General features: G+C 47.9%; 23 protein-coding genes and 2 pseudogenes. 6 read left to right on the forward strand and 19 right to left on the reverse strand.

The features are described from left to right. Positions 1-13: 13 nt before the first annotated feature. The 3 genes from T499_RS0111710 to T499_RS0111730 form a co-directional block, all read right to left on the reverse strand. Entirely contained in the window at positions 14-229 is a 216-nt protein-coding gene (locus T499_RS0111710) for a DUF4248 domain-containing protein (protein ID WP_033151123.1), read from the reverse strand. A gap of 186 nt (positions 230-415) precedes the next feature. Then, positions 416-2,695 carry a VapE domain-containing protein gene (locus tag T499_RS14320; RefSeq protein WP_084163131.1) on the reverse strand — a complete coding sequence of 760 codons (2,280 nt, stop codon included), beginning with the start codon at positions 2,693-2,695 and terminating at the stop codon, positions 416-418. Further along, on the reverse strand, positions 2,692-3,045 hold the full coding sequence (locus T499_RS0111730; RefSeq protein ID WP_157054606.1) for a hypothetical protein: 354 nt from the start codon (positions 3,043-3,045) through the stop codon (positions 2,692-2,694). Before T499_RS0111730 ends, T499_RS14320 begins: the two co-directional genes overlap by 4 nt. A 715-nt stretch (positions 3,046-3,760) precedes the next feature. On the opposite strand from T499_RS0111730, the gene T499_RS0111735 reads away from it, so the two are divergent. Then, entirely contained in the window at positions 3,761-6,526 is a 2,766-nt protein-coding gene (locus T499_RS0111735) for a DNA methyltransferase (RefSeq protein ID WP_033151128.1), read from the forward strand. 384 nt (positions 6,527-6,910) lie between these two features. On the opposite strand, the gene T499_RS0111740 is transcribed toward T499_RS0111735, so the two are convergent. The 4 genes from T499_RS0111740 to T499_RS0111755 form a co-directional block, all read right to left on the reverse strand. Continuing rightward, positions 6,911-7,411: a DUF6169 family protein gene (locus T499_RS0111740; RefSeq protein WP_232221099.1), complete on the reverse strand. Its 501-nt coding sequence runs from the start codon at positions 7,409-7,411 to the stop codon at positions 6,911-6,913. After that, positions 7,411-7,557 carry a hypothetical protein gene (locus T499_RS14880; protein WP_033151129.1) on the reverse strand — a complete coding sequence of 49 codons (147 nt, stop codon included), beginning with the start codon at positions 7,555-7,557 and terminating at the stop codon, positions 7,411-7,413. The genes T499_RS0111740 and T499_RS14880 overlap by 1 nt, the downstream gene beginning before the upstream one ends. A gap of 430 nt (positions 7,558-7,987) precedes the next feature. Continuing rightward, positions 7,988-8,935, reverse strand: coding sequence for a glycoside hydrolase family 43 protein (locus T499_RS0111750; protein ID WP_369793401.1), 948 nt, complete (start codon positions 8,933-8,935; stop codon positions 7,988-7,990). A 74-nt stretch (positions 8,936-9,009) separates the two neighbouring features. Further along, on the reverse strand, positions 9,010-9,405 hold the full coding sequence (locus T499_RS0111755; RefSeq protein WP_157054607.1) for a hypothetical protein: 396 nt from the start codon (positions 9,403-9,405) through the stop codon (positions 9,010-9,012). Between the two features lie 101 nt (positions 9,406-9,506). On the opposite strand from T499_RS0111755, the gene T499_RS0111760 reads away from it, so the two are divergent. Then, on the forward strand, positions 9,507-10,424 hold the full coding sequence (locus T499_RS0111760; protein ID WP_033151132.1) for a 2-dehydropantoate 2-reductase: 918 nt from the start codon (positions 9,507-9,509) through the stop codon (positions 10,422-10,424). A gap of 3 nt (positions 10,425-10,427) precedes the next feature. Here T499_RS0111760 and T499_RS0111765 read toward each other — a convergent pair whose 3' ends face one another. Beyond that, positions 10,428-11,288: a hypothetical protein gene (locus tag T499_RS0111765; protein WP_033151133.1), complete on the reverse strand. Its 861-nt coding sequence runs from the start codon at positions 11,286-11,288 to the stop codon at positions 10,428-10,430. A 196-nt stretch (positions 11,289-11,484) separates the two neighbouring features. Here T499_RS0111765 and T499_RS0111770 point away from each other — a divergent pair, with 196 nt between their 5' ends. Further along, complete coding sequence (locus T499_RS0111770) at positions 11,485-11,889, forward strand: DUF4890 domain-containing protein (RefSeq protein WP_157054608.1); 405 nt, start codon at positions 11,485-11,487, stop codon at positions 11,887-11,889. A 46-nt stretch (positions 11,890-11,935) separates the two neighbouring features. Here the strand turns inward: T499_RS0111770 and T499_RS15155 are convergent, their stop codons facing one another. The 10 genes and pseudogenes from T499_RS15155 to T499_RS0111815 form a co-directional block, all read right to left on the reverse strand. Continuing rightward, complete coding sequence (locus T499_RS15155; RefSeq protein WP_369793402.1) at positions 11,936-12,496, reverse strand: HD domain-containing protein; 561 nt, start codon at positions 12,494-12,496, stop codon at positions 11,936-11,938. 33 nt (positions 12,497-12,529) lie between these two features. Further along, positions 12,530-13,315 (reverse strand): annotated as a pseudogene (locus T499_RS15160) (inositol monophosphatase family protein); the annotation flags it as partial. Next, complete coding sequence (locus tag T499_RS0111780; RefSeq protein ID WP_013063811.1) at positions 13,316-13,861, reverse strand: 2-oxoacid:acceptor oxidoreductase family protein; 546 nt, start codon at positions 13,859-13,861, stop codon at positions 13,316-13,318. Positions 13,862-13,938: 77 nt separating this feature from the next. Continuing rightward, on the reverse strand, positions 13,939-14,709 hold the full coding sequence (locus T499_RS0111785; RefSeq protein ID WP_028907129.1) for a thiamine pyrophosphate-dependent enzyme: 771 nt from the start codon (positions 14,707-14,709) through the stop codon (positions 13,939-13,941). 27 nt (positions 14,710-14,736) lie between these two features. Next, the gene (locus tag T499_RS0111790) at positions 14,737-15,822 is read right to left on the reverse strand and encodes a 3-methyl-2-oxobutanoate dehydrogenase subunit VorB (protein WP_033151135.1); all 1,086 of its coding nucleotides are present in this window, start codon (positions 15,820-15,822) and stop codon (positions 14,737-14,739) included. A 2-nt stretch (positions 15,823-15,824) separates the two neighbouring features. Beyond that, on the reverse strand, positions 15,825-16,055 hold the full coding sequence (locus tag T499_RS0111795) for a 4Fe-4S dicluster domain-containing protein (protein ID WP_028907131.1): 231 nt from the start codon (positions 16,053-16,055) through the stop codon (positions 15,825-15,827). A gap of 13 nt (positions 16,056-16,068) precedes the next feature. Continuing rightward, a complete protein-coding gene (locus T499_RS0111800) occupies positions 16,069-16,248 on the reverse strand; it encodes a tetratricopeptide repeat protein (RefSeq protein ID WP_033151136.1) in 180 nt (59 codons plus the stop codon). Further along, positions 16,248-17,126, reverse strand: coding sequence for a bifunctional methylenetetrahydrofolate dehydrogenase/methenyltetrahydrofolate cyclohydrolase FolD (folD, locus tag T499_RS0111805; protein ID WP_033151137.1), 879 nt, complete (start codon positions 17,124-17,126; stop codon positions 16,248-16,250). Before folD ends, T499_RS0111800 begins: the two co-directional genes overlap by 1 nt. Positions 17,127-17,137: 11 nt before the next feature. Continuing rightward, positions 17,138-18,499, reverse strand: a complete 1,362-nt coding sequence (gene ffh, locus T499_RS0111810; RefSeq protein WP_013065532.1) for a signal recognition particle protein — start codon at positions 18,497-18,499, stop codon at positions 17,138-17,140. A 57-nt stretch (positions 18,500-18,556) separates the two neighbouring features. After that, positions 18,557-19,189, reverse strand: a complete 633-nt coding sequence (locus T499_RS0111815; protein ID WP_033151138.1) for an epoxyqueuosine reductase QueH — start codon at positions 19,187-19,189, stop codon at positions 18,557-18,559. A gap of 126 nt (positions 19,190-19,315) precedes the next feature. Between T499_RS0111815 and T499_RS0111820 the strand changes: the two are divergent. From T499_RS0111820 to T499_RS0111830, 3 genes and pseudogenes are all read left to right on the forward strand, one after another. Beyond that, positions 19,316-20,440 (forward strand): annotated as a pseudogene (locus T499_RS0111820) (PIG-L family deacetylase); the annotation flags it as partial. Between the two features lie 76 nt (positions 20,441-20,516). Then, on the forward strand, positions 20,517-22,139 hold the full coding sequence (locus tag T499_RS0111825) for a beta-N-acetylhexosaminidase (protein ID WP_052173702.1): 1,623 nt from the start codon (positions 20,517-20,519) through the stop codon (positions 22,137-22,139). A 29-nt stretch (positions 22,140-22,168) separates the two neighbouring features. Continuing rightward, positions 22,169-24,421: a family 20 glycosylhydrolase gene (locus tag T499_RS0111830; protein ID WP_033151139.1), complete on the forward strand. Its 2,253-nt coding sequence runs from the start codon at positions 22,169-22,171 to the stop codon at positions 24,419-24,421. 41 nt (positions 24,422-24,462) lie between these two features. Here the strand turns inward: T499_RS0111830 and T499_RS0111835 are convergent, their stop codons facing one another. Next, positions 24,463-25,941: a glycoside hydrolase family 125 protein gene (locus T499_RS0111835; RefSeq protein WP_033151140.1), complete on the reverse strand. Its 1,479-nt coding sequence runs from the start codon at positions 25,939-25,941 to the stop codon at positions 24,463-24,465. Between the last annotated feature and the right edge of the window lie 3 nt (positions 25,942-25,944).

Raw genomic sequence — 25,944 nt, forward strand, 5'->3', positions numbered from 1 at the left:
CGCCCCCACCCCGTTAGTCAATACACAGCCAGTACTTGATGCGCTCCACCATCTGGGCTGTAAACCCCGAATCGCCCGAATGGTAGTGCAGCCGTTGCAGATCGCGCAACAAGTCGGGGCACCCGTTAACTTCACGCCACAGCTTGCGCAATCGGCTCTCAGGTTTAATGTTACCAGCATAAAGCGCATCCGCCAGTTCTTGCTTAGAATAGTCTTTTACTTCTAACATAATTACTTATATTATTTAAAAATTTTACTATTTAACTTATTGGTATTCAGCTATTTATATATAATAGTGTGATTTTGTGAATTAGAGAAATACAAAGTTTTGTATACAAAAAAGGAAAATGTGCAACATTTTAGTTTTTGTATGATAAAAGTTGCATATTGCTAATTCACTGATTCACACTTTCGATCACAGAGGCAGTCCAAGTTGCTGATATTCAGCCGCTTCGTCGTCATCCGCCTCTTTAAATTCAAAGTTAAAATCTTCGGAGGCAATATATACTTGCTGATGGTCGAGCGGGATTTCAACAACCTTAAAGAAGTTGCCATTACGCTTATGCATGCTTTCATATCCCAGTTCGAGCATAATATCCCCTATCTTACGATTTGAGAAAAAGTTATTATGCCTGCCATAGTTTAAAAACAGGTTTATCATCTGCGAACTCATCAATTGATAAGGTTCATTCTTCTTTGGCTTGCGCAAACGTATCACAATCATCTGCTCTTCGGGGCTGATAACCCTGAAAGGCTCGTTAAGTTGCTTTACACGCTTCTCGTCGGCTTTCGAAAAGTAATACTTAAACCCCTCATAGTACTCCTTTTGTAGCTGAGCATACAACTGTGCGTAATCAATGGTCCACTCAAACGGACTGTCAATCTCGCTTAACTTAAAGCAAAGCCATCGCCGGTTACCGGTTGCATCTGTCAATATCTGTTGCTCGTTGGTTGATGCGCATAGCGAGGCTAAACGTGGTTTCTCCTCACGTGCGCGACCATATACAGGGCGCTCTTTTATCTTATCGGCAGTAACCAATGCTTTCAATTTAGCCAGCTCCGTGCCCTCAAAAGCCGACACCTCCTCGAGCTCTATCACACAGTGCTCCTGCATAGCTATACGATCGTCTTTCTGCGATACAGAGTTGGTGCGGTTCTCCATAAAATAGGATTGGAGCTGTGGTGGCAGCAGATGACGGAAGAACTCGGTTTTATACTTTCCCTGCGGACCAACGAGCGTAAAAATACAGTGATTCATTACACGGTCGTCGAGCCATGTGCCCACCGCAGCCACCATCCATTTATGAAAAGCCCAGTGCATGGCCTCCTGTGCCTCCTTGTCGGTCATATCCGGTGTGGCCGAAACAGCATGGATATGGTCGGATAGCTCTTTCACACGGTCGATACCATCCCACTCAGGTAGCAGCTTCATATATTGTCGGATGGGATGCACTTTCAGCGCAAAGTCGCTTTTATAAACAGCCCTCAGATGTTTCTCCTCTACACGCTTTCCAGTATCAAGTTCTATCTGATACATGCGGGTGTTTATCTCTACATCATCAACAGGTTGCCATTTGTCGGATGTTAATGGCGGCAACGAAGAAATCAGGTCATCATCATCATCCCCATCAGTTTCGGCGATATCATCCCTCGAGCACCATAGCAAGGCGTTGGTTAATATATTAAAGCAGCACACGATACGTTCGGATAGCCATTTTCTTATTTCGGGCAGTGTCATCAGTACGTTACCGCGTGGTTTCTCCATCCCGGGCAGGCGCCAGGTGCCATGCAGTGCTTCCTTTTTATAGCAATGACTGATGGCCCTGTCGCGCTCTTTCTTTGTGTGGTCGCGCCACTCTACATCGGCAAACTTCACAAGCTCGTCTTTCGGCACACCGTAACGGTTAAACAGGTAAGCGGCATGCAGTATGTAATCGTGATGGTGACCAGGCTCATAGCGTATCTGTTTCTGCGACAACTGCTGCTCGATATGTTGCCACGCCTCTTCAGCTTTTACCTCGAACGATTTAGCATCGTAAACCTTACGGGGACGGCCGTGTTCCTGATGCTCGCAGTTCTGTTCCACTATCATATCGTCGGAAATAACGAAAGGTACGGCCTGCTCGTTAAAATACACATCGGGATCGCCAGCCAAACACGACAAGCGTGTAAAATCGCTGTTGGCCTTATCGTAAGGGTGCTGTGCCACGGCAGCCAGATACTCATTACCCTTGATAAAAGCGCCCTGCCACGAGGTATCATCGATACGTTTACCACCCTCGCGCTCGTAACAATAGATGATGTGCAAACCTAATCCGCCTATCGAGCGATACATCAACAGTACATGCGGATCCTTGGAGAGCCGCTCGATGGCGGCCTCCAATTCTTCCACACTCTCAAAATGATCGATATCACACAGGGCAAGCCTCGTCCATCCACAGGCCTGCGCCGCACTATGTCCTAACCCACTAAAATTTACTGCCACACCAAAGGCAGGCTGCAGTTGCGATTTGATATAACTATCAGCCTGCTTTTTGCCCATCGCTGCCATTGTTTTACGATAGCTAACGGTATTGGCGGCAACAATTTTATCGTAACGTATAAGGTGTACAATCTCATTTAGAGTTTTAAGTACGTTAGAGTAGCTTGTATGGTTAGCAAATAGTGATACCTTTAGTTTGTTGATATCCATCATTTCAATAACTTTTTATAGCGTTTATAACTGCGCAGTATGGTGTTAACCCGTTTGCTACAAACAGGATTATCAGCCAGATTGGTAAACGTGGCCAGAATAACAGCCAGTTTACGCTGTGAGCATTTTAAACCATTAGGCTGAGTGGTTGCCTTTACCAAAAACTTATACACATCGCCTTTACTTATGAGCTTAAAATCAAACTCAACCCTAACTAGTTGGTCGGGATTACTCTGACTATAAACCTCATTGATAGCTATAGCCAATTGATCGAGCGAAGCACGCAATTTATGCATATCACTGGGATACACAATCCCATAAAGAGAGTATTCCCTCTTTTCAATTTTGTTCATATTCATATTTGTTTTTATTTAACATTAAGTGTGCCTGAGATCATCAGTCAGCACACACACACAGGAACTGATAAGTTAAACCGATCAGTCGGGTGAATGTTCGAATCTGGCGCCCATCTCAAGGAAAGCCTTCCATGAAGCTGAGCCGGGGTGAATGTTCTTAGTTATTATCATCTATATATCTGTTTTTAATGTTATTGTTACACGCAAAGTTAACAACAAGAAATGAATCTTGCAAATTATTAGGGACGTTTTTATTAAAAACATCCCTAAAACCTGCAAATTGTTGTACCCACGGCCCAATTTTGATGCTAAAAAGCAAGAAAAACGCCATTTTTCTTTGATTATTGTCCGCTTTTAACTACCTTTGCAAACGATCGCCGGCACATACCATAGTGAAAGGCTACGGGTAGGCGAACTCTGTTCGGGAATGGTGCCGGTGTGACTTTTGTGGGTAAAATATAACAGCATTAGCTGATTATTCGGTATGTCTTGAAACCTAGGAAATTTCAAAGATTGTAGAATTACCGATGATTAGTCACTGATGTCTGCGCTGCATGGCGTGGACATGACTTATCTGGTAATTCGGGCTTTCCTAGGGCCTCAAGACATAGATAGGGCGGTTCACGCTTTTTCTGTGCCTTGAGGTCCCGTAGTTTTAGCCCGTAAAAAATCCCGATAAGTCGGCAGTGCTATAAACCAAATAATAGCAACTATGACCGACAAACAACAGTCAGCCGCCGCTGCAGCCTTTGCTGAGCGGTGGAAAGGCAGAGGATACGAACGGGGTGAATCACAGCCATTCTGGATTGACCTCCTAAGCAACGTGTATGGAATCGATACACCTACCAATGGTTTTATCACTTTCGAAGACCATCGGATGGTGGACAGCTCAAACTTTATCGATGGGCGCATACCATCCACCAAAGTGCTTATTGAACAAAAATCGCTAGGTAAGGATTTGCGTAAAGGCATAGTTCAGAGCGATGGTTCGCTACTTAATCCATTCCAGCAGGCACGCCGCTATGTGGTAAGTTTGCCTGTATCCGAACATCCCCGATGGATTGTTACCTGCAACTTCTCTGAGTTCCTGGTTTACGATATGGAGCAGCCCAATGGCGAACCCGAACAGATACTGCTCGAAAATCTGGGCAAAGAGTATTACCGTCTGCAGTTTCTTGTGGATGCCAAGAATGAGCACCTGCGCAAGGAAATGGAGGTATCGATGCAGGCTGGCGAAATAGTGGGTCGCATCTACGAGGCACTGCTCAAACAGTACGACGATAATTCGCCCGAAGCCCTGCGCTGGCTGAACATCCTTTGCGTTCGCATCGTATTCTGCTTGTATGCCGAGGATGCAGGAATATTTAGTCACGACCAATTTCACGATTTCCTGGTAACCTATGAGGCTAAGGATTTACGCCGTGCACTGCGCGATCTGTTCGAAGTACTGAATACGCCTAAGGAGCAACGCAGCAAATACCTGCAGGCAGAACTGGCTGCATTCCCATACACCAATGGCGGCCTGTTTGCTGAAACCATCGAGATACCGCAGTTTACCGATGAGCTGAAGCAGAAACTGCTGCAGAATGCCAGTCTGGATTTTGATTGGAGCGAGATCTCCCCTACTATCTTTGGTGCTGTTTTCGAGAGCACGCTCAATCCTGAGACGCGTCGCAGTGGTGGTATGCACTACACCTCGATCGAGAACATCCACAAGGTTATCGATCCGCTGTTTCTGAACGACCTGCGTGCTGAACTCGATGAAATATTGGATGAGAAAGTTGAGAAGCAACGCGTTCGAAAACTCGATGCCTATCAAGACAAGTTAGCATCGCTCACCTTCCTGGATCCTGCCTGCGGCTCAGGTAACTTCCTGACCGAAACCTACCTGAGTTTGCGCCGATTAGAGAACGAGGCTATCCGTTCTAAATACCACGACCAAACCATGATAGGTGCATTTATGAACCCCATCAAAGTGAGCATCCACCAATTTTATGGTATCGAGATTAACGACTTTGCTGTAACCGTAGCCACAACAGCTTTATGGATCAGCGAGGCTCAGATGATGGCAGAAACAGAGAAAATAGTAACCTTTGAAGATAACTTCCTGCCATTAAAAAGTTACTCAAATATCCACGAAGGCAATGCCCTCCGCACCGATTGGGAAACCGTAGTACCAAAATCTCACCTTACTTATATAATAGGCAACCCCCCGTTTGTGGGAGCTAATATAATGAATGATAATCAAAGAGCAGATATAAGGTCCATTTTTGGTAGTAAATGGAAGAACATCGGTGAAATGGACTATGTAACAGGATGGTACTTGAAGGCAACTCAAATGATGCATGGAACAGATATACGTACGGCTTTAGTTTCGACAAATAGCATATCACAAGGAGAACAAGTTGCCAATCTATGGAAACCACTCTTTGAAAAAGAAGGTGTTCACATAGACTTTGCCCATCGCACATTTCGCTGGGATAGTGAAGCATCACTTAAAGCACATGTTCACTGCGTAATTATAGGATTTAGCTGCACGAACGATAAACATACAATGACCATTTACGACAATGCAAAGGAACATAAAGCATCAAACATTAATGCATATTTGATGGATGCCCCAAATGTATTTGTCGAGAGTAAGAGCAAACCCTTATGTAGGGTACCTTCTATTCGTAAAGGCAATCAACCTACTGATGGTGGTAATCTTATAATAGAAGCAGCTGATCTTGAAAACTTTCTTGCTTGTGAACCAAAATCAAGAAAATTTATAAAACGCCTAATTGGATCAAAAGAATACATAAACAATAAAGCAAGATACTGTCTTTGGCTTAAAGAAGCAACACCTGCAGAATTAAGGCAGATGCCAACAGTTCTTAACCGCATAGAAGGCGTGCGGAAAATGCGAGAATCAAGTAGTGACGAAGCTACTCGCCGTCTAGCCAATTATCCTCACTTATTCCGTGAGACGAACAACCCTGAAACGTACATCGTAGTTCCCAGCGTCTCTTCTGAGCGTCGTCGTTATGTTCCAATGGGATTTCTTACCAAAGACACCATTCCTACCAACCTCGTTTTAATTATACCTGATGCAACTTTATATCATTTCGGTATTCTAATAAGTAATGTCCATATGGCATGGATGAGAGCAGTATGTGGAAGACTTAAAAGTGACTATCGATACTCAAAAGATATCGTTTACAACAACTTCCCCTGGCCTATTCCAACAGAAGAGCAAAAGGCAAAGATAGAGCAAACAGCTCAAGCCATCTTGGATGCAAGGGCCCTCTACCCAGACTCATCGCTGGCCGACCTCTACGACGAGCTAACCATGCCCGTAGAACTCCGCAAAGCCCATCAAGAGAACGACCGCGCCGTTATGGCAGCTTATGGTTTCCCCATCAAAACCACGACCGAAAGCCAGTGTGTAGCCGAGCTGTTCAAACTATATCAAGAACTTACAAACAAAAACCAATAACGATATGAAAGCAAGCTTTGTACAAAAAAAACAGTAAAATATTTGGAAGTTTCAGAATATCTTCCTATCTTTGCAGCGTGAAAGGTGGAACCAAGTAGAGCCACGATGTGCGGAACGGTGGCATCTGTGTGATGATGAGCAATTCGACCTTGCCGCTTGGTTTCATAAACATAGCGCCCATCACTTCAAGGGGAGTGATGGCCGCTTTTTTTAGACTGTGCTACATCGAGGACACCTGAAAGTCCTGCTTCTTTAGTATTGAGCTATTGTTTTAGACATACTCTTACGAGAATGACTTAGAAAGGCATTTCTAAGTTCTCTATGCGCTTCTTCTTCCTCGGTCTTCGGCTTGTAGGAATTGTATTCTAATGTAGTGGTGTACATTTACTCAGGTTTGTTGGTTAAGATACTAATAGTCTCTCTAAATTCTGAAACAATTTCAGTTAAACGTGGATTAGACTTTTGTACTATGAGTGCCGCAAAATTTTTAGTTTCACCTTCCATGACTTCTGCTGTTTCTAAGATATAAGCATCACGATGACTATATGTATTAAACCATCTAATAAAAAGGCGACTTCGCATTGCCTGCTTACCATCTCCCGTTTCACAAATATAAAGTAATATATCAGGGTTCGCCTTGAAAAAGGCCTCAATTAGTAAAAGAATTGTTTCGCGTAGTTTATAATCGAGCGGTGATGGTCGATGGCTTTGATTGTTAATGGTAAACTGATATGCGCCAGTCTGCCAGATAGAATAATCATCCATAAAACCTATTACAAAGATTTGACCTCTACTAGTCTCTATGAGATAGTCACGTCCCTCTTTCGTCCACACTTTATAAGGTGCGAGACGGTTAACATATGCCAAATCGAGTGAATTCATCATCAGATACTTAGTTGTAAACGCTCTTGACGAATTTTCTCGATTTCCTTTTCTGCCTTTTCTTGCCATTCGTGTTTTTTACGAATAGACTCCCGAAATGCAGCTATTATTTCATCGCGTGTACGATTTTTAAATGCAACTGATGCCATAGTTTGATCCTTTCTTTAATTCCGGCAGCAAAGTTACGATAATTATTTGATACTTCCAAACTTTTAATAAAAAACTGACGAAATAAAAAAAACAGCCTAAATATTTGGAAGTTATAAAAACTACTTGTATCTTTGCCCCCAGAAACGGAACCAAGTAGAGCCACGATGTGCGGCGCTCGGCTTTGCCGCTTCGCTTGCGAAGAACGGTGGCATCTGTGTGATGATGAGCAATTCGACCTTCTTGCGTCCCGATGGTGGCAAGCCAGCATAGCTGGAGCGGCCGCTTGGTTCTTATAAAAATAGACTCCGTCTAGGACAAGAGCCCCGTTTGTATCGGCAAGCCATCAAACTTAATCATTGTCACTGTCCTCCTCTGAATATTTGTTCATAATATGGCGAGCTATTTCAATCTCACCTTTATATTGTTTGATTACTTTATGACGAGCTTATCGCCGGAGAGATCTACTTCGAAGAAATGGGGAATGCGGACGGTGCGACCTTGGGCATCTTTAGCATGACTGTGAACCGACATCATCCACTGACCATCGAAACGCTGGAACAGCATACTGTGACCGTAAGTGGGAGGCGTGATGGGCTCGGGCTCCTGAATCCATGGGCCATCGAGGGTGCCGCTGGCAGAATAAGCCACACCCTGGGTATAAACATCATATACCCACGATGTCCACAGCATACCAAGACGACCAGTACCGGTGCGGAAAAGCCATGGACCATCGGTTACTTTATTCCAGGTGATGTTGCCCTTATCATCTTTTTCGCGACTCCAGGGCGAATCGCTGGCACGGAACAGCAGCTTGGGCTCGCCAACCGTTCCACTCAGGTCGGGCTTTAATTCAATCTTCTCTATCGTACCGTTCCAATTCTGCAGCCACTCGCCACAGAACACCATATAGGGTTTGCCATCGGTATCGCGCCAAAACGTGCCATCGAGTGTGGGACGATTGGCGGGCAGATAGGTGGCATCGCCAAAAGCACGATATGGTCCCATAGGGTTATCGGCACGTAACACCTGACAGGCACGGCGCTCGATGACATTACCACGAACGGTATCAATCTTTACAGCCTGATTGGTAAACGTAGCAAAATAGTAATAAAAGCCATCGCCTGTCTGGTGCAGTTCGGCAGCCCATATCATAGGATGTGCGCCCATCCATGAGTTGGCATCGAACTCGGTAACGCGAAATGGTCCCTCCCACAGTTTTAAATCTGCACTACGCCACATCATACCGCCAGTACCCGTCATGTAGTACATCTTTGTTTTCTGATCGGCCAGGATGGCTGGATCGCTCAAACGGATGGAGTCGGTTGGTATATTACTACGAACCTTAAAGGCTCGCGGTTGTGCCTGTGCCATAGTCATGCACATCAAAGCGACAATACTGAGAAATACTCTTTTCATACAAAATATTATTAGTCAAAGTACTATACACAAGATTATTTCTTCTTGGTTTTCTTTTTGGGGCTGAAGATGTCGGAGATAATGTCAAGTGTGGTGTCGAGGATGGCATCGCCAAAGGAGTAATCTCCATACAGTTTCTGGCGCTCTTCCTGATCTTCAAATAATCCTTTCTGCTCAGGCACCCATACCACTCCTGGAATTTTGAGGGCATTGGGGTTAGCCTTGAGAGTGCCATACCGATTAACCAGCAACGACTGTTGATGAACAGAATCAGCATGATACAAATGATATGGATCGTACTTCATCTGCAACTCCACCATCACAGAGTCGACATGATGCATCTCGGCTGTTAAGCTCTGTGCCAAGCCTGCAACAGGAGTCACCAACAATAGCGCTATTAAAGATGTAAAGAATCCTTTTGCTGATATCATACACTTATATTTTGAGGGCAAATGTACAATTTTGTTTTGGAATTTACAAGGATTTACAGATTTTTGTTTACCTTTGCACGGATTTAATTAAATATATCAGCATGTTAAGTTATTCGATAATAGGTATGGGAGCCATCGGAGGCTATTACGGCGGACGTTTGGCAAAGGCAGGACGTGAGGTGCATTTCCTCGCGCATAGTGACTATCAATATGTGTTGCAGAATGGATTGCGAGTAGATTCGTGCGACGGCGATTTCTGTCTTCCACATATTAATGCCTACGCTACTCAGAAGGATATGCCAAAGACGGATGTGATCATCGTAGGATTGAAATCGGTTAAAAACCACGATGTATTACCAGAGCTACTACGCCCTATCGTACACCAGAATTCGATTGTAATACTTATACAAAATGGTATAGGACTGGAGGATGATTTGCAGAATGTGTTCCCAGGCCTGCAGATTGTGGCTGGCTTGGCATTTATATGTTCGGCCAAGGTTGGTCCAGGTCATGTTTCGCACCAGTGCTATGGTAGCATTAATCTGGGTAACTACTCGTGCCAGCAGGAAAAGTTCGAGGTGCTGTTGCAGGATATGACAGATGCCGGCATCCAAGCTGCCGAGGTTCCATATTTGGAAGCACGATGGAAGAAGGCTGTATGGAACATGCCATTTAACGGTATGACGGTAGCCCTGAACACCAGTACCGACAAGCTGCTGAAGAACCCAGCCACACGCCAGCTGATATACGACCAGATGATGGAGGTGATTGGCGCCGCCAATGCCCTGGGTGTAAACACCCTGACATCTGAATTTGCTGATAAGATGATGCAGATGACCGACGAGATGGTACCCTATAGTCCGTCGATGAAACTTGATTTCGACTATCATCGCCCCATGGAGATTGAATATCTCTATTCGCGCCCAATAGCAGAAGCAAAGAAAGTCGGCTTCGAGATGCCGAAACTAGCCATGCTCGAAGCCGAATTAAAGTTTATAGAAGCCCAGCTGAATAGCTGAAAACTAATCAGTAGTCTCGATAACGAGTGTATCGCCGTTGTCGAGAGCTGATTTGATGTCGCGGCCGCCACTCTGCACCTTACACAGACTGATGTCGTCGCCCTGAACTTCCTCGATCTTCAGCTTGCCAATCTGCTTCTTGGCCTCCTTACCGGCAACGGTCTTTACGGTATATACACCCATGTGCAGACCCTTGTAAGCACCCTCGGCACTGCCCAGGTCGATATACACTTCCTTTTGTTTGTCCTTCTTGTCGCGAGCACCCTCCAGTACGTTAGCGCGCAAAGGCAGCCAGCGGTTGCAGTATCTGTTTACATAATATGAAAGACGGTCAAGGGCCTTCAGCATAGCGCCGTCTTCGGTCTCAATCCACGACAGGTCGGTTTCGGTGACGTTGAACGTAGGACTGGCCAGAATCTCGTCGGTCTTGGCGCTCTTAAACTGCATGGTGATACCAATCAGCGCCTTATAATAGGTCTTGGTGCGGGTCTTTTTCTTCTCCTTGTCGATATACTCTGTTTCGGTTTTAGATGTGGTCGATAAGGTAGATACAGTAGCATCTACATAGCGTGCGCCTGGGAGTGCAGCCTCCTGAGCCGACAGCTGTCCGTCGATAGCCGACATGCGGTGCGACTGCGATATTCCCTTCAGGATAGCAGCCCTAACGGCATCCTGATACTTCGACTGATCCTTCGAAACCTCACCTGTCAACAGTACATCCAGCACCTTTTCAAGTGTCTTTGTTTTTTTCACCGTGTAGGTAAGATTGTTCATACCTACCACTACACGGGCATTTCTCTCATCCTGTGCCCAAGTTTCCAGTCCAAAAACCAGACAGAGGGCCATTAGCAGCAATTTCTTCATACGTTGTAATATGGTTAATGTTAATATTTGGCGGCAAAGATAGTACTTTATTTTGAAACATACAAGTGCTTGCTGAAGAAAAAAGCAGGTTGGCTGAAATTATTTTGCTGGTATTGAGCATATTACTAACTTTGCAGCGTCGAAATACAACATCGGTGATATTGATAGTAATAACAATTTTAATAACTTAGAAACAATGAAAAAGATTTTATTAGTAATGATGGCCCTGCTGACTATGACTACAGCAATGGCTCAGCCATCGGACCGTAAGGCTCACAAGAAGATGACGCATCAGGAGATGACAACCCAGATGACCAGTAAGCTGAAATTGAACGATGCACAGAAAGCCAAAGTGGCTGCGCTGAACAAGGAGTATCAGGATATACTGATGCCACCCGAACCACCTAAGAATGCCGACGGCAGCAGACCTGAGCCACCAAAGAATGGCGACAAGGCTATGCCAAAGAAACCCGACAGCAAGCACAAGGCTAAGCGACAGGAGTACGAGAAGAAGCTGAAGCAGATTCTTACCGACGAGCAGTACAAGACTTACCAGAAGATGCAGCCGCCACACGGTAAGCGACCGGGAAAGAAAGATTAAACAAATATAAAAGCGAGCCTGTTATAAAACAAGCCCGCTTTTATAATTATTTTTCGTATCTTGAAAATACCTGATCTACCAGAGCTGCGAATTCTTGGAAAGCATCGGTGTCGCTGAGCGACGAGAGGCTTTTTACCAATTGGCGATAATACCAGGCGTGGCACGCTGGATCTTTCTGATTAAAGCGCTGCCAAACCTGATCGCCCTGCTCATGATAATGAAGGAGCATGGCACGCATGTTTGACAGTTTATCGCCAAGCGCCACAATCTTAACATCGCGACTGGCTGCTGCGAGATGATCGATAGCAGCCTGTTTGCGTATCTGCCAGCTATCAATATGACTCATGCCGGGCACCTCGCTGTCGGTCTCGGAATCAACCAGAGCTGCTACACGGTCGCCGAACTCGGTGCGGATATCGGCCACATTTACACCGGCATCCTCAACCACATCGTGCAGTACGGCTGCTGCCAACAGTTCCTGATCGTCGGTAATACTACCTACGATAGCCATCGCCTCGAGAGGATGAGCAATGTAAGGAATTTTAGTACCCTTACGAACCACACCCGAATGGGCTTTGGTAGCAAAACAGATAGCACGATCAACCATGCTTGAATCGATGGTTTGCTTTTTCTTATCGTGAGGTTTCTCGTTGGTAAGATACTTCAGCAAATCACTCTGAATGATGCCATTGGTAGCTACCACACTGTTGCCTTGGGTAAAGTCGGTCTCGCCTTCGTAATTGGTTACGGTGCCGCCTGCCTCTTTTACTATCAACGCACCAGCCATGAAATCCCACTGACCGATGTACTGCTCGGCATAACCGTCGTATCGGCCTGCAGCCACATAGCACAAAGCCATGGCAGCCGAACCGCACATGCGGATGCTACCTACATGGCCGTAAAGCTCATCGATTAAGCGCTTGATAACGGGCTTATAAGCATCGCTGTTATAAGGCAGTTGCAAGCAGAGCAAAGCATCATTGATTTTCTGTGTACTTACGTGCAGCAGTTGGCCGTCCATATAGGCGCCCCCACCCTGCCAGGCGTAAAAACACTCGTCGTGACAAACCTCGTAAACCACACCTAACAATACCTCGTGGCCTTGCAACAGCGCAATGCTAACGGCGTAAGGTGCATACTGATGAATAAAATTGGTGGTACCATCAAGCGGATCTACCACCCATAAAAGCTGCTCCTGATTGTGACCAGCCAAACCTTCCTCGGTAATAAAACCTGCCTCGGGCAGTAACTGGCGCAATGCGGTTACAATCAGTTGCTCGGAGCCCTTGTCGACATACGACACGTAGTCGTGTGCATGCTTGCGCTCCACGCTCTCTAACGAGAACTTGCTTCGTTCGTTCCTAATGTAAGCGCCCGCCTGCCTAGCAATCTGGCAGACGGCGCTTGTTAATTGTCTTAACTCCATTTATTTGATTTCCTGGATAATCTTAGCACCCTCTTTCAGGGCTTCCATATTCAGAGGAATCAGTCCGTGGTGGCGCTCAGGCAGAGTTTTGTAGAGAGCCTTCTCTACACCCTTGTCGCTTACCACAGGGGCTACCTTTAAGAGTCCGCCCAAAACGATCATGTTGAACACCTTACCGTTTTTCATCTCGGCAGCCTTGTCCATCGCATTGATCTCGTAAACGGTGATATCCTTACGGGTTGGCTTGTTGATGATACCAAAGCCATCGTAAATCAGAATGCCACCGGGCTTGATTTTGGGCTCAAACTTCTCGAGTGAGGGCTGATTGAGTACCACAGCGATGTCGTACTTACTGAGGATAGGCGAAGAGATGCGCTCGTCGCTAACGATCACAGTAACGTTGGCTGTACCACCACGCTGCTCAGGACCGTAAGCAGGCATCCATGTTACCTCCTTATCCTCCATCAGTCCACTATAGGCCAAGATCTTACCCATTGAGAGCACGCCCTGACCTCCGAAACCAGAAATAATTATTTCTTTCTTCATAAAACTTCGTTTTATGCATCATCGGCTGCACCTCAGCAAAGAGTAAACTCTCTGCATTCGGTTTGCACGATAATTCATTATTTATTTGTCGTATCTTTTAAGTCACCTTTGGGATAGAAGGGGAACATATTCTCCTTCATCCATTCGTTAGCCTTAGCGGGCGAAAGCTTCCAACCGCTGTTACAGGTTGAAACAAACTCTACCAGCGATGAACCCTTACCAGCCATCGAAGCCTCGAAAGCCTTACGCAGAGCCTTCTTAGCCTTGTTGATTGAGGCTACGCTCTCTACACTCTGACGGGTAACATAGCAGGTTCCCTCGAGCTGAGCAGCGATATCGGCCATCTTCAAAGGATAACCGTGAATCTCTGGATCACGACCATAAGGACAGGTAGAGGTTTTCTGACCAATCAGTGTGGTTGGAGCCATCTGACCACCCGTCATACCATAAATGGCATTGTTAACGAAGATAATCACGATGTTCTCGCCACGGTTCAGTGCGTGGATGGTTTCGCAGGTACCGATACAAGCCAGGTCGCCATCGCCCTGATAGGTGAATACCAGGCGATCGGGCCAGGTGCGCTTGATACCAGTGGCCAGTGCGGGTGCACGACCATGGGCAGCCTCCTGCCAGTCGATATCAATATAATTGTAGGCGAAGACAGCACAACCTACAGGCGATACACCTACGGTCTTGTCTTCCATACCCATCTCTTCGATGACTTCGGCAATGAGCTTATGTACCACGCCGTGGCTACAGCCTGGGCAGTAGTGCATATTGTTGTCGTTCATCAGCGTCGGCTTCTTGCAGACGATGTTCTCTGGTTGAACTATTTGATTTCTATCCATTTTCTATTAATTTTGGCAACGGACTTGCTACATAATTTTCTCTTTTAACGCATCTACAATTTCCTCGGGATCGGGAACGATACCTCCCAGGCGACCGAACTGCTCTACGGGAACTGCGCCGTTGGCAGCCAGACGAACATCCTGTACCATCTGACCAGCATTGATCTCGGCTACCAGGATACCCTTTACCTTCTTTGAAAGCTCGGCAATCTGCTTCTCGGGGAATGGGAACAGTGTGATAGGACGGAACAGACCTACCTTGATACCCTGCTCGCGGGCAATCTCTACGCTCTTCTCAGCAATACGGGCAGCACTACCGAATGCTACGATAGCATACTCGGCATCGTCCATCTGCTGCTGCTCAAAGCGTACCTCGTTCTCCTGAATCTTGCGATACTTCTCCTGCAGAGCCAGGTTGCGCTGCTCCATGATCTCAGGCTTAAGCTCGAGTGATGTGATAACCACACGCTCGCGGTTCTTTGGCTTACCAGTTGAAGCCCAAGGACACTCCTTAATCACCTCCTCGTCGGTACGACGGGGCTTGAATGGGGGCAGAACCACCTTCTCCATCATCTGACCGATAACACCATCGCTCAGAATCATGGCAGGGTTACGATACTTAAATGCCAACTCGAAAGCGAGATCTACGAAATCGGCCATCTCCTGAACTGACGATGGAGCCAGAACGATTACCTTGTAGTCGCCGTTACCACCACCACGGGTAGCCTGGAAATAGTCGCCCTGCGATGGCTGGATGGTACCCAGACCGGGACCTCCACGCTGAACATTGACAAACACACCCGGCACCTCGGCACCAGCCATGTAAGTGATTCCCTCCTGCATCAGTGCGATACCAGGAGACGAAGATGAGGTCATGGCACGCTTACCGGCACCGGCAGCACCATAAACCATGTAGATACTGGCCAGCTCGCTCTCGGCCTGAACTACCTGCATACCGGTAGTCTCCCAAGGCTTCAGCTCAGCCAATGTCTCGATCACTTCACTCTGCGGAGTAATAGGATAGCCGAAATAGCCGTCGCATCCGCATCGAATAGCAGCGTGGGCAATAGCCTCGTTGCCTTTCATCAATACAACTTCCTTTTCCTGTGCCATAATTACTCCTCCACTTTTTTACGATACACGGTGATACAACCATCGGGGCAGACGATGCCACACGAAGCACAGCCTACGCAGGCCTCTTCGTTGACAGCCTCCACGTAGGGGTAGCCGTGCAGATTAACTTTGTTGGCAAGGGCGATAACCTTCTGAGGGCAAGCAACGATGCAGAGGCTGCATCCCTTACACCTCTCGGTATTCACCTCAATAGCGCCTTTCATTTTTGCCATATTCAGTATTTGTTTATGGATTATACATATCTTTACAATAGAAAGCCATGATGTCGTCGAGCATACGCTTGGCTTCCACAGCGGGACTCTCGGGATCGAGCTCAATAGCCTGGATATAGCTGTTGATAGCCTCGTGCCACTGACCGCGCTTGCGGGCCTCATTGCCTTGCTGGTAATACTCTTCGGCTGTCATTACTTATAGTACTCTTTTTTACCTGCGGCTAAGGTATTCTTCATGAGCGAACAGATGGTCATAGGACCTACGCCACCAGGAACAGGTGTAATATACGAGCACTTAGGTGCAACCTCGTCGAACTTCACGTCGCCATTCAAACGGAATCCGCTCTTACGGGTAGCATCGGGTACGCGAGTGGTACCTACATCCACAATCACAGCACCCTCCTTCACCATATCGGCGGTAACAAAGTCGGGCTGACCGATGGCAGCGATAATAATATCGGCGGCACGGCACTCCTCCTTCAGTGTTTTAGAACGCGAGTGGCATACGGTAACGGTAGCGTCGCCATACTGCTTCTGCATCATCAGCTGAGCCATGGGCTTGCCTACGATGTTTGAACGACCCAGAATGACACACTTCTTACCGCTGGTTTCGATACCATAGCGCTTAAGCAGGGTGATAATTCCAAGAGGTGTGGCTGAGATGAAGCAAGGCAGTCCGATAGCCATACGACCCACGTTAATGGGGTGGAAACCGTCGACATCCTTACGGTAGTCGATTGCCTCGATAATCTTCTGCTCGTCGATATGCTTTGGCAAGGGCAACTGCACGATGAAACCATCTACATCGTCGTCCTTGTTGAGCTTATCAACGCAACATAAAAGCTCATCCTCCGAGATATTATCCTCGAAACGGATGAGCGTACTCTTAAAGCCACAAGCCTCGCAGGCCAGCACCTTATTTTTTACATAAGTCTCCGATCCCCCATCGTGACCCACTAAGACGGCGGCCAGATGGGGTTGTTTGCCTCCTTGGGCAACAATCTCTTTTACCTCCTCAGCGATTTCGGCCTTGATAGCCGCCGCTGTTGCTTTTCCATCAATCAGTTGCATATGTGTTGTATTTAGAACTTGGGCATACCACCTCGCATCTTCATGGCTGCAGCCATCTGAGCCATTTTCGACGAATTGAGGCCGGTAACCATCTTCATCATCTTGCGAGTCTGCTCGAACTGCTTCATCAGTCGGTTCACATCGTCCAATTTGGTACCCGAACCGGCTGCGATACGACGGCGACGGCTTGGATTGATGATATCGGGATTAGCGCGTTCCTTTGGTGTCATCGAGTTGATGATAGCCTCGATACCCTTAAAGGCATTGTCGTCGATATCCAGATCCTTAATCTGCTTGCCAACGCCAGGAATCATAGCAGCCAGATCCTTGATGTTACCCATCTTCTTGATCTGCTGTATCTGACCCATGAAGTCGTCGAAGTCGAACTTATTCTTGCGGATTTTCTTTTCAAGTTTCTTAGCTTCCTCCTCGTCGAACTGCTGCTGGGCACGCTCAACCAGAGAAACGATATCACCCATACCGAGGATACGGTCGGCCATACGCTCGGGATAGAACACATCGATAGCCTCCATCTTCTCGCCCGTACCTACAAACTTAATAGGCTTGGTTACTACGGTGCGGATTGACAGGGCAGCACCACCACGGGTGTCACCATCGAGCTTGGTAAGGATAACACCATCGAAATCCAGACGATCGTTAAACTCCTTAGCGGTGTTAACGGCATCCTGACCGGTCATTGAGTCAACTACGAACAGAGTCTCGTTAGGATTAACGGCCTTCTTCAGGGTCTCGATCTCCTGCATCATCTCCTCATCTACAGCCAGACGACCTGCAGTATCGATAATAACCACATCGTTGGCCTTCGACTTGGCCTCCTGGATAGCGTGGTTGGCAATCTCTACCACATTTTTATTATCAGGCTCGGAATATACGGGAACACCTACAGTCTCGCCCACTACCTTGAGCTGCTCGATAGCAGCAGGACGGTACACGTCGCAGGCTACCAGCAAAGGCTTCTTGTGGTTGCGCTCTTTCAGCATCTTGGCCAGCTTACCACTGAAAGTAGTCTTACCCGAACCCTGCAGACCCGACATCAGAATGATGGCAGGCGCACCGGCACGGCCCTCGATCTTCAGCTCGGCAGCCTTACCACCCATCAGCTCGGCCAGCTCATCGTGAACAATCTTCACCATCAGCTGACTTGGCTTAACGGCTGTAAGCACGTTCATACCCAAAGCTTTCTGCTTAACGGTATCGGTAAAGCTCTTGGCTACCTTATAGTTTACGTCGGCATCCAACAGGGCACGACGTACATCTTTCAGCGTTTCGGCTACGTTAATCTCGGTGATTTTACCCTCACCCTTCAGTATCTTAAACGAGCGTTCTAGTCTATCACTTAAATTCTCAAACATATTACTAATCTATTTTTAGGGCGCAAAGTTACAATAAAAAAACGACACACCCAAATTTTACTCGTCGTTTTTTACATTTTCTTTTATTTCTGTTGATTTAGGCCGCATACTGAACTCACAGCCGCAATACTGCTGATTATAGAACTGATACTCCTTAAGCAGTTGGTTGCGGCGTTCGTACAGGCCACCCTTGCGCCAGTTCTGGGCCCAGAATTTAACTTCATTGAACATTGACGATTGACCATTGACCATTTCCTCTGCGATATGGCCGGCACGCTCAATCTGCTCTAAGCTTTTCCAGCGGCTCGATGCCAGCGTGGTGGTGAAATACTTAATACCTAACGCCTGGGCCTGCTTGGCAGCGGCAATCAGGCGCAATGTAAAACAGCGTTCGCAACGGCGCCCGCGTTCGGGCTCGGCCTCCAGTCCGCACACACCACCCAACCACTCCTCGTGGTTATAGTCACCATCAATCCATCGCAGTCCTAAGCTCTCGGCATGACGCTTACTCTCCTGTTTGCGAATCTCGTATTCCTCTCGGGGCCAGATATTTGGATTAAAATAATAAATCACAGGTCGAATACCGTTAGCCATCATCCATTCGACGATAGCCGACGAGCAAGGTGCGCAGCAAGCATGCAGCAATACCTCGCTGATATCTTCGGGTTTCTGTATAGCTGGTTGTTTCATCGGGTGCAAAATTACACAATATTATTGTTAATCTTCCCAAATTTTGCATTTATTTCGCCTAAAATGTGTACTTTCGCAGAAAATTTATACTTTACTACAATTAATATAACGATGATGAATTTAAATCTAACTAACAGTATTAAGATGCCTAACCACGAGCTTAGACGTCAGGTAATCGAACTGTGTGAGAAGGTAGAGAAGCCACTGCTGAAGCTTTCTACCAAGGATTATGTTGAGAATGGACTGGGACATCTGGTTGAGCAATTCGACGGTCAGGCCGGTCTGGTAAACATCGAGGTGTTTAACGAACTGCAGCACACTATTACTGGTTGGCCCGGCGGCAAACCCAATGTAGATGATAGCACCCGCCCCGAGCGCGCAAAGCCCTACCCCAAGCGTGTGATTGTATTCTCGCCCCACCCCGACGACGATGTAATTTCGATGGGTGGAACCATTCGAAGACTGATGCAGCAGAACCACGATGTGCATGTAGCTTACGAGACATCTGGTAACATTGCTGTAGGCGATGAAGAGGTACGCCGCTTTATGCACTTTATCAATGGCTTTAACACCATTTTTGCCAACGGTAGCGACGAGGTTATTAAGCACTCATACCAGGCAGTAAAGGCCTTTATCAAGGGTAAGAAACCAGGTGATCTGGATAACGAGCAGATTCTGCGCCTGAAGGGACTGATTCGCCGTGGCGAGGCCCGACTGGCTTGTGAGTACAGTGGTATCGACAGTAAGCATATCCACTTCCTCGACCTGCCTTTCTACGAGAGCGGTAAGATTGAGAAGCTGCCTATGACCGAGGCCGACGTAACCCCCATTATCGAGCTGATTAACGAGATTCAGCCACACCAGATTTACGTGGCTGCCGACCTGGCCGACCCACACGGCACACACCGTAAGTGTACCGATGCTGTGCTGGCTGCCATCGACGAGACCAAGAAGGCTGGTGCCGAGTGGTTGAAGGACTGCCGTGTATGGATGTACCGTGGTGCCTGGGCTGAATGGGATGTAGCCGATATCGAGATGTGCGTACCTATGAGTCCAGAGGAACTGCGCGAGAAACGTAATGCTATCCTGCGCCACCAGAGTCAGATGGAGAGTGCCCCATTCCTGGGTAACGACGAGCGCCTGTTCTGGCAGCGTGCCGAGGATCGCAACCGCGAGACAGCCAAGCGCTACGACAATCTCGGACTGGCATGCTACGAGGCCATGGAGGCGTTTGTAGAGTACAAATTCTAAACGTAATAGATTAACATTAAAGATTAAACATTAAAGATTAAACATTAAAGATTAAACATTAATGAAGACCGTAAACATGAAGTTTAAAGGAATGGTGTTAACAGCACTCATCTCGTTAGGCTCAATGACAGCTGCAGCTGGCGAGCCTGCCAACTACAACGTGGTACCACTGCCACAGTCGATTGTGATGACAAAAGGTGCAGCCTTTGAGGTTGACGCCGACGTACAGATTCTGGCCCCTGCCGAACTGCAGAGCGAAGCAGAATTCCTGAAGCAGTACATCAAAGAGCTGACCAAGTGCGACCTGACCATCGTGAACAAGCGTGCTAAGAAGGTGCGCTACATCGAGCTGGCCGTATCGCCAAAGGTAACCGCTAAGGAAGGTTATGTATTGAACATCAACCAGAAGGGTGTTACCATCCAGGGTGGCACAGCAGCTGGTGTGTTCTATGGTATCCAGACCCTGCGCAAATCGCTGCCTATCGCCTGCAAGTGCGGTAAGCACAAGGGTGGCAGTCTGCCTGCCGCAACGATTACCGATGCCCCACGCTTTGGTTATCGCGGTATGATGCTGGATTGCTCACGCCACTTCTGGAGCGTGGATTTCATAAAGAAGTTCATCGACCTGCTGGCTATGCACAACATGAACACCTTCCACTGGCATCTGAGCGACGACCAGGGTTGGCGTATCGAGATCAAGAAGTATCCTAAGCTTACCACTATCGGTTCGCAGCGTTCGGGTACTATCCTCGGCACCAACTCTGATTTGGACGATGGTATCCCCCACGGTGGTTTCTACACCCAGCAGGAGGCTCGCGACATTGTGAAATATGCCCAGGAGCGCCATATCACTATCATCCCTGAGATTGACATGCCCGGACACATGCTGGCTGCACTGGCTTGCTATCCCGAACTGGGTTGCACAGGCGGTCCTTACGAGGTAGGTCACTACTGGGGTGTTTACACCGATGTGCTGTGCGTAGGCAATCCTAAGGTTTACGAGTTTGTAGAGGGTGTGCTGGCCGAGATTATGGACATTTTCCCTTCGGAAGTAATCCATATCGGTGGCGACGAAACTCCAACAGTAAAATGGGAGGCATGTCCTAAGTGTCAGGCCCTCGGACTGAGCAAGGATAAGCTGCAGGCTCACTTTACACAGAAGGTATTCGGCTACCTGACATCCCATCAGCGCCGTGCCCTGGGATGGGACGAGATTCTGGATGGCTGTCCACAGGATGCCATGATTATGTCGTGGCGTGGTAGCGAGCCTGGTGCCAAGGCTGCCGAGTTAGGTCACGACGTGGTGATGGCGCCTACATCGCATGTTTACTTCGACTATCTGCAGTCGAAGGAGGCTCAGTTCGAGCCAAGCCGTTGCGGTGGTTTCATTCCTGTAGAGAAGGTATATTCGCTGGAGCCTGCTCCCGACACCCTGTCAGTCGAAGCCAAGAAGCACATCTTGGGTACACAGGCCAACCTGTGGGCTGAGTATCTGCTGACTGAAGGACTGGTGGAATATCAGGCCCTGCCACGTATGTCGGCTCTGTCGGAGGTACAGTGGACACAGCCTGAGCTGAAGAACTACGACGCCTTTAAGGAGCGCTTGACACGATTCACAAAGCTGTTCGAGTTCTACAACTACAAATATGCCAAGCATCTGTGGCCTGAGCGTCAGTTGCCCAGTCGCTGGCAGTTCTAACAAATTCAAAACATCTACCAACACTTTTTATGAAGAAAATCATTTTACTGCTATTTAGTATCCTGAGTCTAGGCATCCAGGCTCAGGTTAACTTAGTACCTGCGCCACAGAAAGTAACTGTTGGCACAGGCGAGTTTAATCTGGCACAAGGCACTACCATTGCCTACTCATCGGCTGCACTGAAGCCTGCTGCTGAGTACCTGCAGGTATGCCTGCAGCGCTATGCAAAGGTAAACGCCACGCTGGTTGCCGGCAAGCAGGGCGACATCCGACTGACTACCAAGAAAGGTATAGCCAAGGACGGCTACCAGTTGAATGTAAAGGCCAACGGTATCGACATCAACGCTGCCAACTACAGCGGAACCCTGTCGGCTATTGCCACCTTGAACCAGTTGCTACTGCAGAACGATGGCAAAGCTGCCATCCCTACTGTTGCGGTTACCGATGCACCACGCTTTAACTGGCGCGGATTCCATCTGGATGTATCACGCCACTTCTTTACAGTTGACGAGGTGAAGGAGATTATCGACCTGATGGCACTGTACAAGCTGAACCGATTCCACTGGCACCTGACCGACGATCAGGGCTGGCGTATCGAGATTAAGAAGTACCCACTGCTGACCGAGAAGGGTGCCTGGCGTATCTACAACAACCAGGACACTGCTTGCATGCAGCTGGCTGCCCGTGATGATAATCCCAACCTGCTGATTCCCCAAAAGAATACCCGTGTGGAGAATGGCGATACCCTGTATGGTGGTTACTACACACAGGATCAGATTCGCGACGTGGTGGCTTATGCCAAGCAGCGCGGTATCGAGATTGTACCCGAGATTGACATGCCAGGTCATTTCCTGAGTGCCATCGAGAACTACGAGGGTCTTTCGTGCTTCCCCACCATCGGCTGGGGCCAGTATTTTACTACCCCACTCTGTCCAGGAAAACAGAAGGTGCTGGATTTCTGCAAGGATATCTGGAGCGAGATTTTCAAGCTGTTCCCCTATGAGTATGTACACGTAGGTGGTGACGAGGTGCGTAAGGATACCTGGAAGGAATGTCCCGACTGTCAGAAGCGTATCAAGGATAACCATCTGAAGAACGAGGAGGAACTGCAGTCGTGGTTTATCCATCAGATGGAGGCATTCATCAATAAGAACGGTAAGAAGATGATGGGCTGGGACGAAATCCTGGAGGGTGGACTCTCGAAGACCGCTACCGTAACCTGGTGGCGTACCTGGGTGCCCGATGCACCAAGTCAGGTAACAGCACAGGGCAACGATGTCATCTTCTGTCCTGGTTCGCCCATGTATCTCTCGCAGGCCGAGGAGAAGACCAGCATGCGTAGCATCTACGAATACGACAAGGAGATGCTGAAAGGCATGAACGCCAAGCAGAAGCAGCACGTGATTGGCGTGCAGGGTAACATGTGGTGCGAGTATATCCCTACCCGTGAGCGTGTGCTGTTCCAGTATTTCCCACGCATCCTGGCACTCTCAGAATTAGCATGGACCAAGCCCGAGCTGAAGGATTACGATGAGTTCTACAGTCGCCTGCCTAAGCAGTTTGCCATGCTGCACAAGCTGAACGTGCCTTTCCGCACCCCAAGTCTGGATGGTGTATATCACGTAAACGCCTTTACCACTGAGGGTACCATGGCAGTGAGCTGTGCCGACCCATTGGCAACAGTACGCTACACCACCGATGGCAGCTTCCCCAACAAGAACTCGCAGCTATATAACGGACCTGTGAAGGTTGATGAGACCACGCACTTTATTCTACGTACGTTTGCACCTAACGGACAGGCTGGTGAGATGTTGAAGGCCGACTTCCTGAAGCAGGGACTGCTGGAGCCAGTAAAGGCAGATGCCAGCAAGCTGACACAGGGTTTGGACGCTGTCTGGTACAACTATCGCGGTGAGAAATGTCGCGAAATCCACAAGGCCCCATTCAACGGCAATTATCCTGCTAACGACGTAGTGATTCCCGAGGGTGTAAAAGGTAACATCGGACTGATTATTACCGGTTACCTGCGTGTGCCTGAGGATGGTGTATATACCTTCTCGCTGATGAGCGACGATGGTAGCTGGCTGAAGATTGATGGCAACATGGTGGTAGATAACGACCGTCCACAGAGTCCTCACGAGGAAGTAAGTCAGCAGGCACTGAAAGCCGGACTGCACAAGATAGAGGTTCGCTACTTTGATAGCAACGGTGGTATGCTTCGCCTCTGGGTATTTGATACCAAAGGCCAAAAGATGCAACCCGCCGACATCTACTTTAAATAAAAAAGAAATCCCGCTTCAGTTTGTTTGAAGCGGGATTCTTTTTATAGATTATTCAATAACTCGGTTTTGCCATCAGCTATGAGTTTTAATACCAACTCACCAAAGAGTGTGTTCTGCCAAGCAAACCACGGACGGGTGTAATCGTTGGCATCATCCTTATTAAAACTCTCGTGTATAAAACCTGTACCGGCATCGGTAGCTAACAGGGTTCGCATGCACCAGCGAATCTCATCATCATCGGTGGCTGTAAAGCATTTCATCATAATCGACATAGGCCATACCATATCATAACCGATATGCGGACCGCCTATACCCTCGCCTGCCTTACCACGGAAGAACCAGGGGTTATCCTCGCTCCACACAAAACGACGGGTATTCTGATAGACAGGATCGTCCATAGGCACATCGCCTAAGTAACCCATACCCAACAAGCTGGGCACGTTGGCATCGTCCATCAACAGATGATTACCGAAACCATCCACCTCGTAGGCATAAATCTTTCCGTACTTAGGATGATCAACCACGGCATACTGCTTCAGGGCGGTTTCTACCTCACTGGCCAAAGCCTGGCACTCGGCAGCCTTTTCGCTCTTGGCGTTAACCTTAGAAAGAATCTCAGCCATCTTTTTAAGCGATGATACTGCCATGAAGTTAGAAGGCACCAGGAAAGGCAAAGAGGTACGATCATCAGATGGACGGAATACCGAAGCTATCAGACCAACAGGTTTTACTGGAGCGCCGTAGCCATTCCATCCCACGGTATCGTAGGTACGATCGGTCATACGGAAGAATCGGTACGGACCATGTCCATCCTTACGCTGCTGTTCGCGGAAGGTTTTTACGATGTTATCAACTGCCTGCAACCAGATATCGCCAAAGATAGTGGCATCGCCCGTTACCAGCCAATACCAATAAGCCAGTCGCACGGGATAGCACAGCGAGTCGATCTCGTACTTACGCTCAAACACATCCTTGGTCATCCTGGTCACATCCTTCTGCCAACCGGCACCGGTAGGACCATCGTTAAAGGCATTCGCGTACCTATCTATATTAATACACTTCAGCTGGCGCAGAATCACACCACGCAGCATTTTTCTGAGCTTCTTATCCTTGGCACACAACTGCACGTAAGGCCATACCTGAGCACCCGAATCGCGCAGCCACATGGCAGGAATATCGCCGGTATATACAAAGGTATCATCCTCGCCATCTACCACACGGTAATGCACGGTAGATTCCAAGGTGTTTGGAAAGCAGTTGGCAAACATCCAAGCCAGACGGGGATTGCCACTCAGCAGTTTCTGCACCTCGCGGATCTTGGCCTCTACGGCATCCGACGTAAAAAGGCGCTCGGCTACCGGTGGACGTTTGGAAGGATACACCTTAGTATTATCAGAAACCACAGAGGTGTATCGGGCATTGACTTGCTGTGCTGAGGCTGTGAATAGTGAACAGTGAATAGTGAATAGTATCACTAAACACCATCTCACACAGCTCACACTTAGTGTATATCTAATCATCAC

The sequence above is a fragment of the Prevotella sp. RM4 genome (genome assembly GCF_000701965.1).
GTDB lineage: Bacteria > Bacteroidota > Bacteroidia > Bacteroidales > Bacteroidaceae > Prevotella > Prevotella ruminicola.

What these genes read in the sequence shown, in the direction of transcription:
- T499_RS0111710 (WP_033151123.1), bottom strand. Translation starts at nt 229, where the DNA reads ATGTTAGAAGTAAAAGACTATTCTAAGCAAGAACTGGCGGATGCGCTT.
- T499_RS14320 (WP_084163131.1), bottom strand. Translation starts at nt 2,695, where the DNA reads ATGATGGATATCAACAAACTAAAGGTATCACTATTTGCTAACCATACA.
- T499_RS0111730 (WP_157054606.1), bottom strand. Translation starts at nt 3,045, where the DNA reads ATGAACAAAATTGAAAAGAGGGAATACTCTCTTTATGGGATTGTGTAT.
- T499_RS0111735 (WP_033151128.1), top strand. Translation starts at nt 3,761, where the DNA reads ATGACCGACAAACAACAGTCAGCCGCCGCTGCAGCCTTTGCTGAGCGG.
- T499_RS0111740 (WP_232221099.1), bottom strand. Translation starts at nt 7,411, where the DNA reads ATGATGAATTCACTCGATTTGGCATATGTTAACCGTCTCGCACCTTAT.
- T499_RS14880 (WP_033151129.1), bottom strand. Translation starts at nt 7,557, where the DNA reads ATGGCATCAGTTGCATTTAAAAATCGTACACGCGATGAAATAATAGCT.
- T499_RS0111750 (WP_369793401.1), bottom strand. Translation starts at nt 8,935, where the DNA reads ATGACTATGGCACAGGCACAACCGCGAGCCTTTAAGGTTCGTAGTAAT.
- T499_RS0111755 (WP_157054607.1), bottom strand. Translation starts at nt 9,405, where the DNA reads ATGATATCAGCAAAAGGATTCTTTACATCTTTAATAGCGCTATTGTTG.
- T499_RS0111760 (WP_033151132.1), top strand. Translation starts at nt 9,507, where the DNA reads ATGTTAAGTTATTCGATAATAGGTATGGGAGCCATCGGAGGCTATTAC.
- T499_RS0111765 (WP_033151133.1), bottom strand. Translation starts at nt 11,288, where the DNA reads ATGAAGAAATTGCTGCTAATGGCCCTCTGTCTGGTTTTTGGACTGGAA.
- T499_RS0111770 (WP_157054608.1), top strand. Translation starts at nt 11,485, where the DNA reads ATGAAAAAGATTTTATTAGTAATGATGGCCCTGCTGACTATGACTACA.
- T499_RS15155 (WP_369793402.1), bottom strand. Translation starts at nt 12,496, where the DNA reads ATGGTTGATCGTGCTATCTGTTTTGCTACCAAAGCCCATTCGGGTGTG.
- T499_RS0111780 (WP_013063811.1), bottom strand. Translation starts at nt 13,861, where the DNA reads ATGAAGAAAGAAATAATTATTTCTGGTTTCGGAGGTCAGGGCGTGCTC.
- T499_RS0111785 (WP_028907129.1), bottom strand. Translation starts at nt 14,709, where the DNA reads ATGGATAGAAATCAAATAGTTCAACCAGAGAACATCGTCTGCAAGAAG.
- T499_RS0111790 (WP_033151135.1), bottom strand. Translation starts at nt 15,822, where the DNA reads ATGGCACAGGAAAAGGAAGTTGTATTGATGAAAGGCAACGAGGCTATT.
- T499_RS0111795 (WP_028907131.1), bottom strand. Translation starts at nt 16,055, where the DNA reads ATGGCAAAAATGAAAGGCGCTATTGAGGTGAATACCGAGAGGTGTAAG.
- T499_RS0111800 (WP_033151136.1), bottom strand. Translation starts at nt 16,248, where the DNA reads ATGACAGCCGAAGAGTATTACCAGCAAGGCAATGAGGCCCGCAAGCGC.
- folD (WP_033151137.1), bottom strand. Translation starts at nt 17,126, where the DNA reads ATGCAACTGATTGATGGAAAAGCAACAGCGGCGGCTATCAAGGCCGAA.
- ffh (WP_013065532.1), bottom strand. Translation starts at nt 18,499, where the DNA reads ATGTTTGAGAATTTAAGTGATAGACTAGAACGCTCGTTTAAGATACTG.
- T499_RS0111815 (WP_033151138.1), bottom strand. Translation starts at nt 19,189, where the DNA reads ATGAAACAACCAGCTATACAGAAACCCGAAGATATCAGCGAGGTATTG.
- T499_RS0111825 (WP_052173702.1), top strand. Translation starts at nt 20,517, where the DNA reads ATGAAGTTTAAAGGAATGGTGTTAACAGCACTCATCTCGTTAGGCTCA.
- T499_RS0111830 (WP_033151139.1), top strand. Translation starts at nt 22,169, where the DNA reads ATGAAGAAAATCATTTTACTGCTATTTAGTATCCTGAGTCTAGGCATC.
- T499_RS0111835 (WP_033151140.1), bottom strand. Translation starts at nt 25,941, where the DNA reads ATGATTAGATATACACTAAGTGTGAGCTGTGTGAGATGGTGTTTAGTG.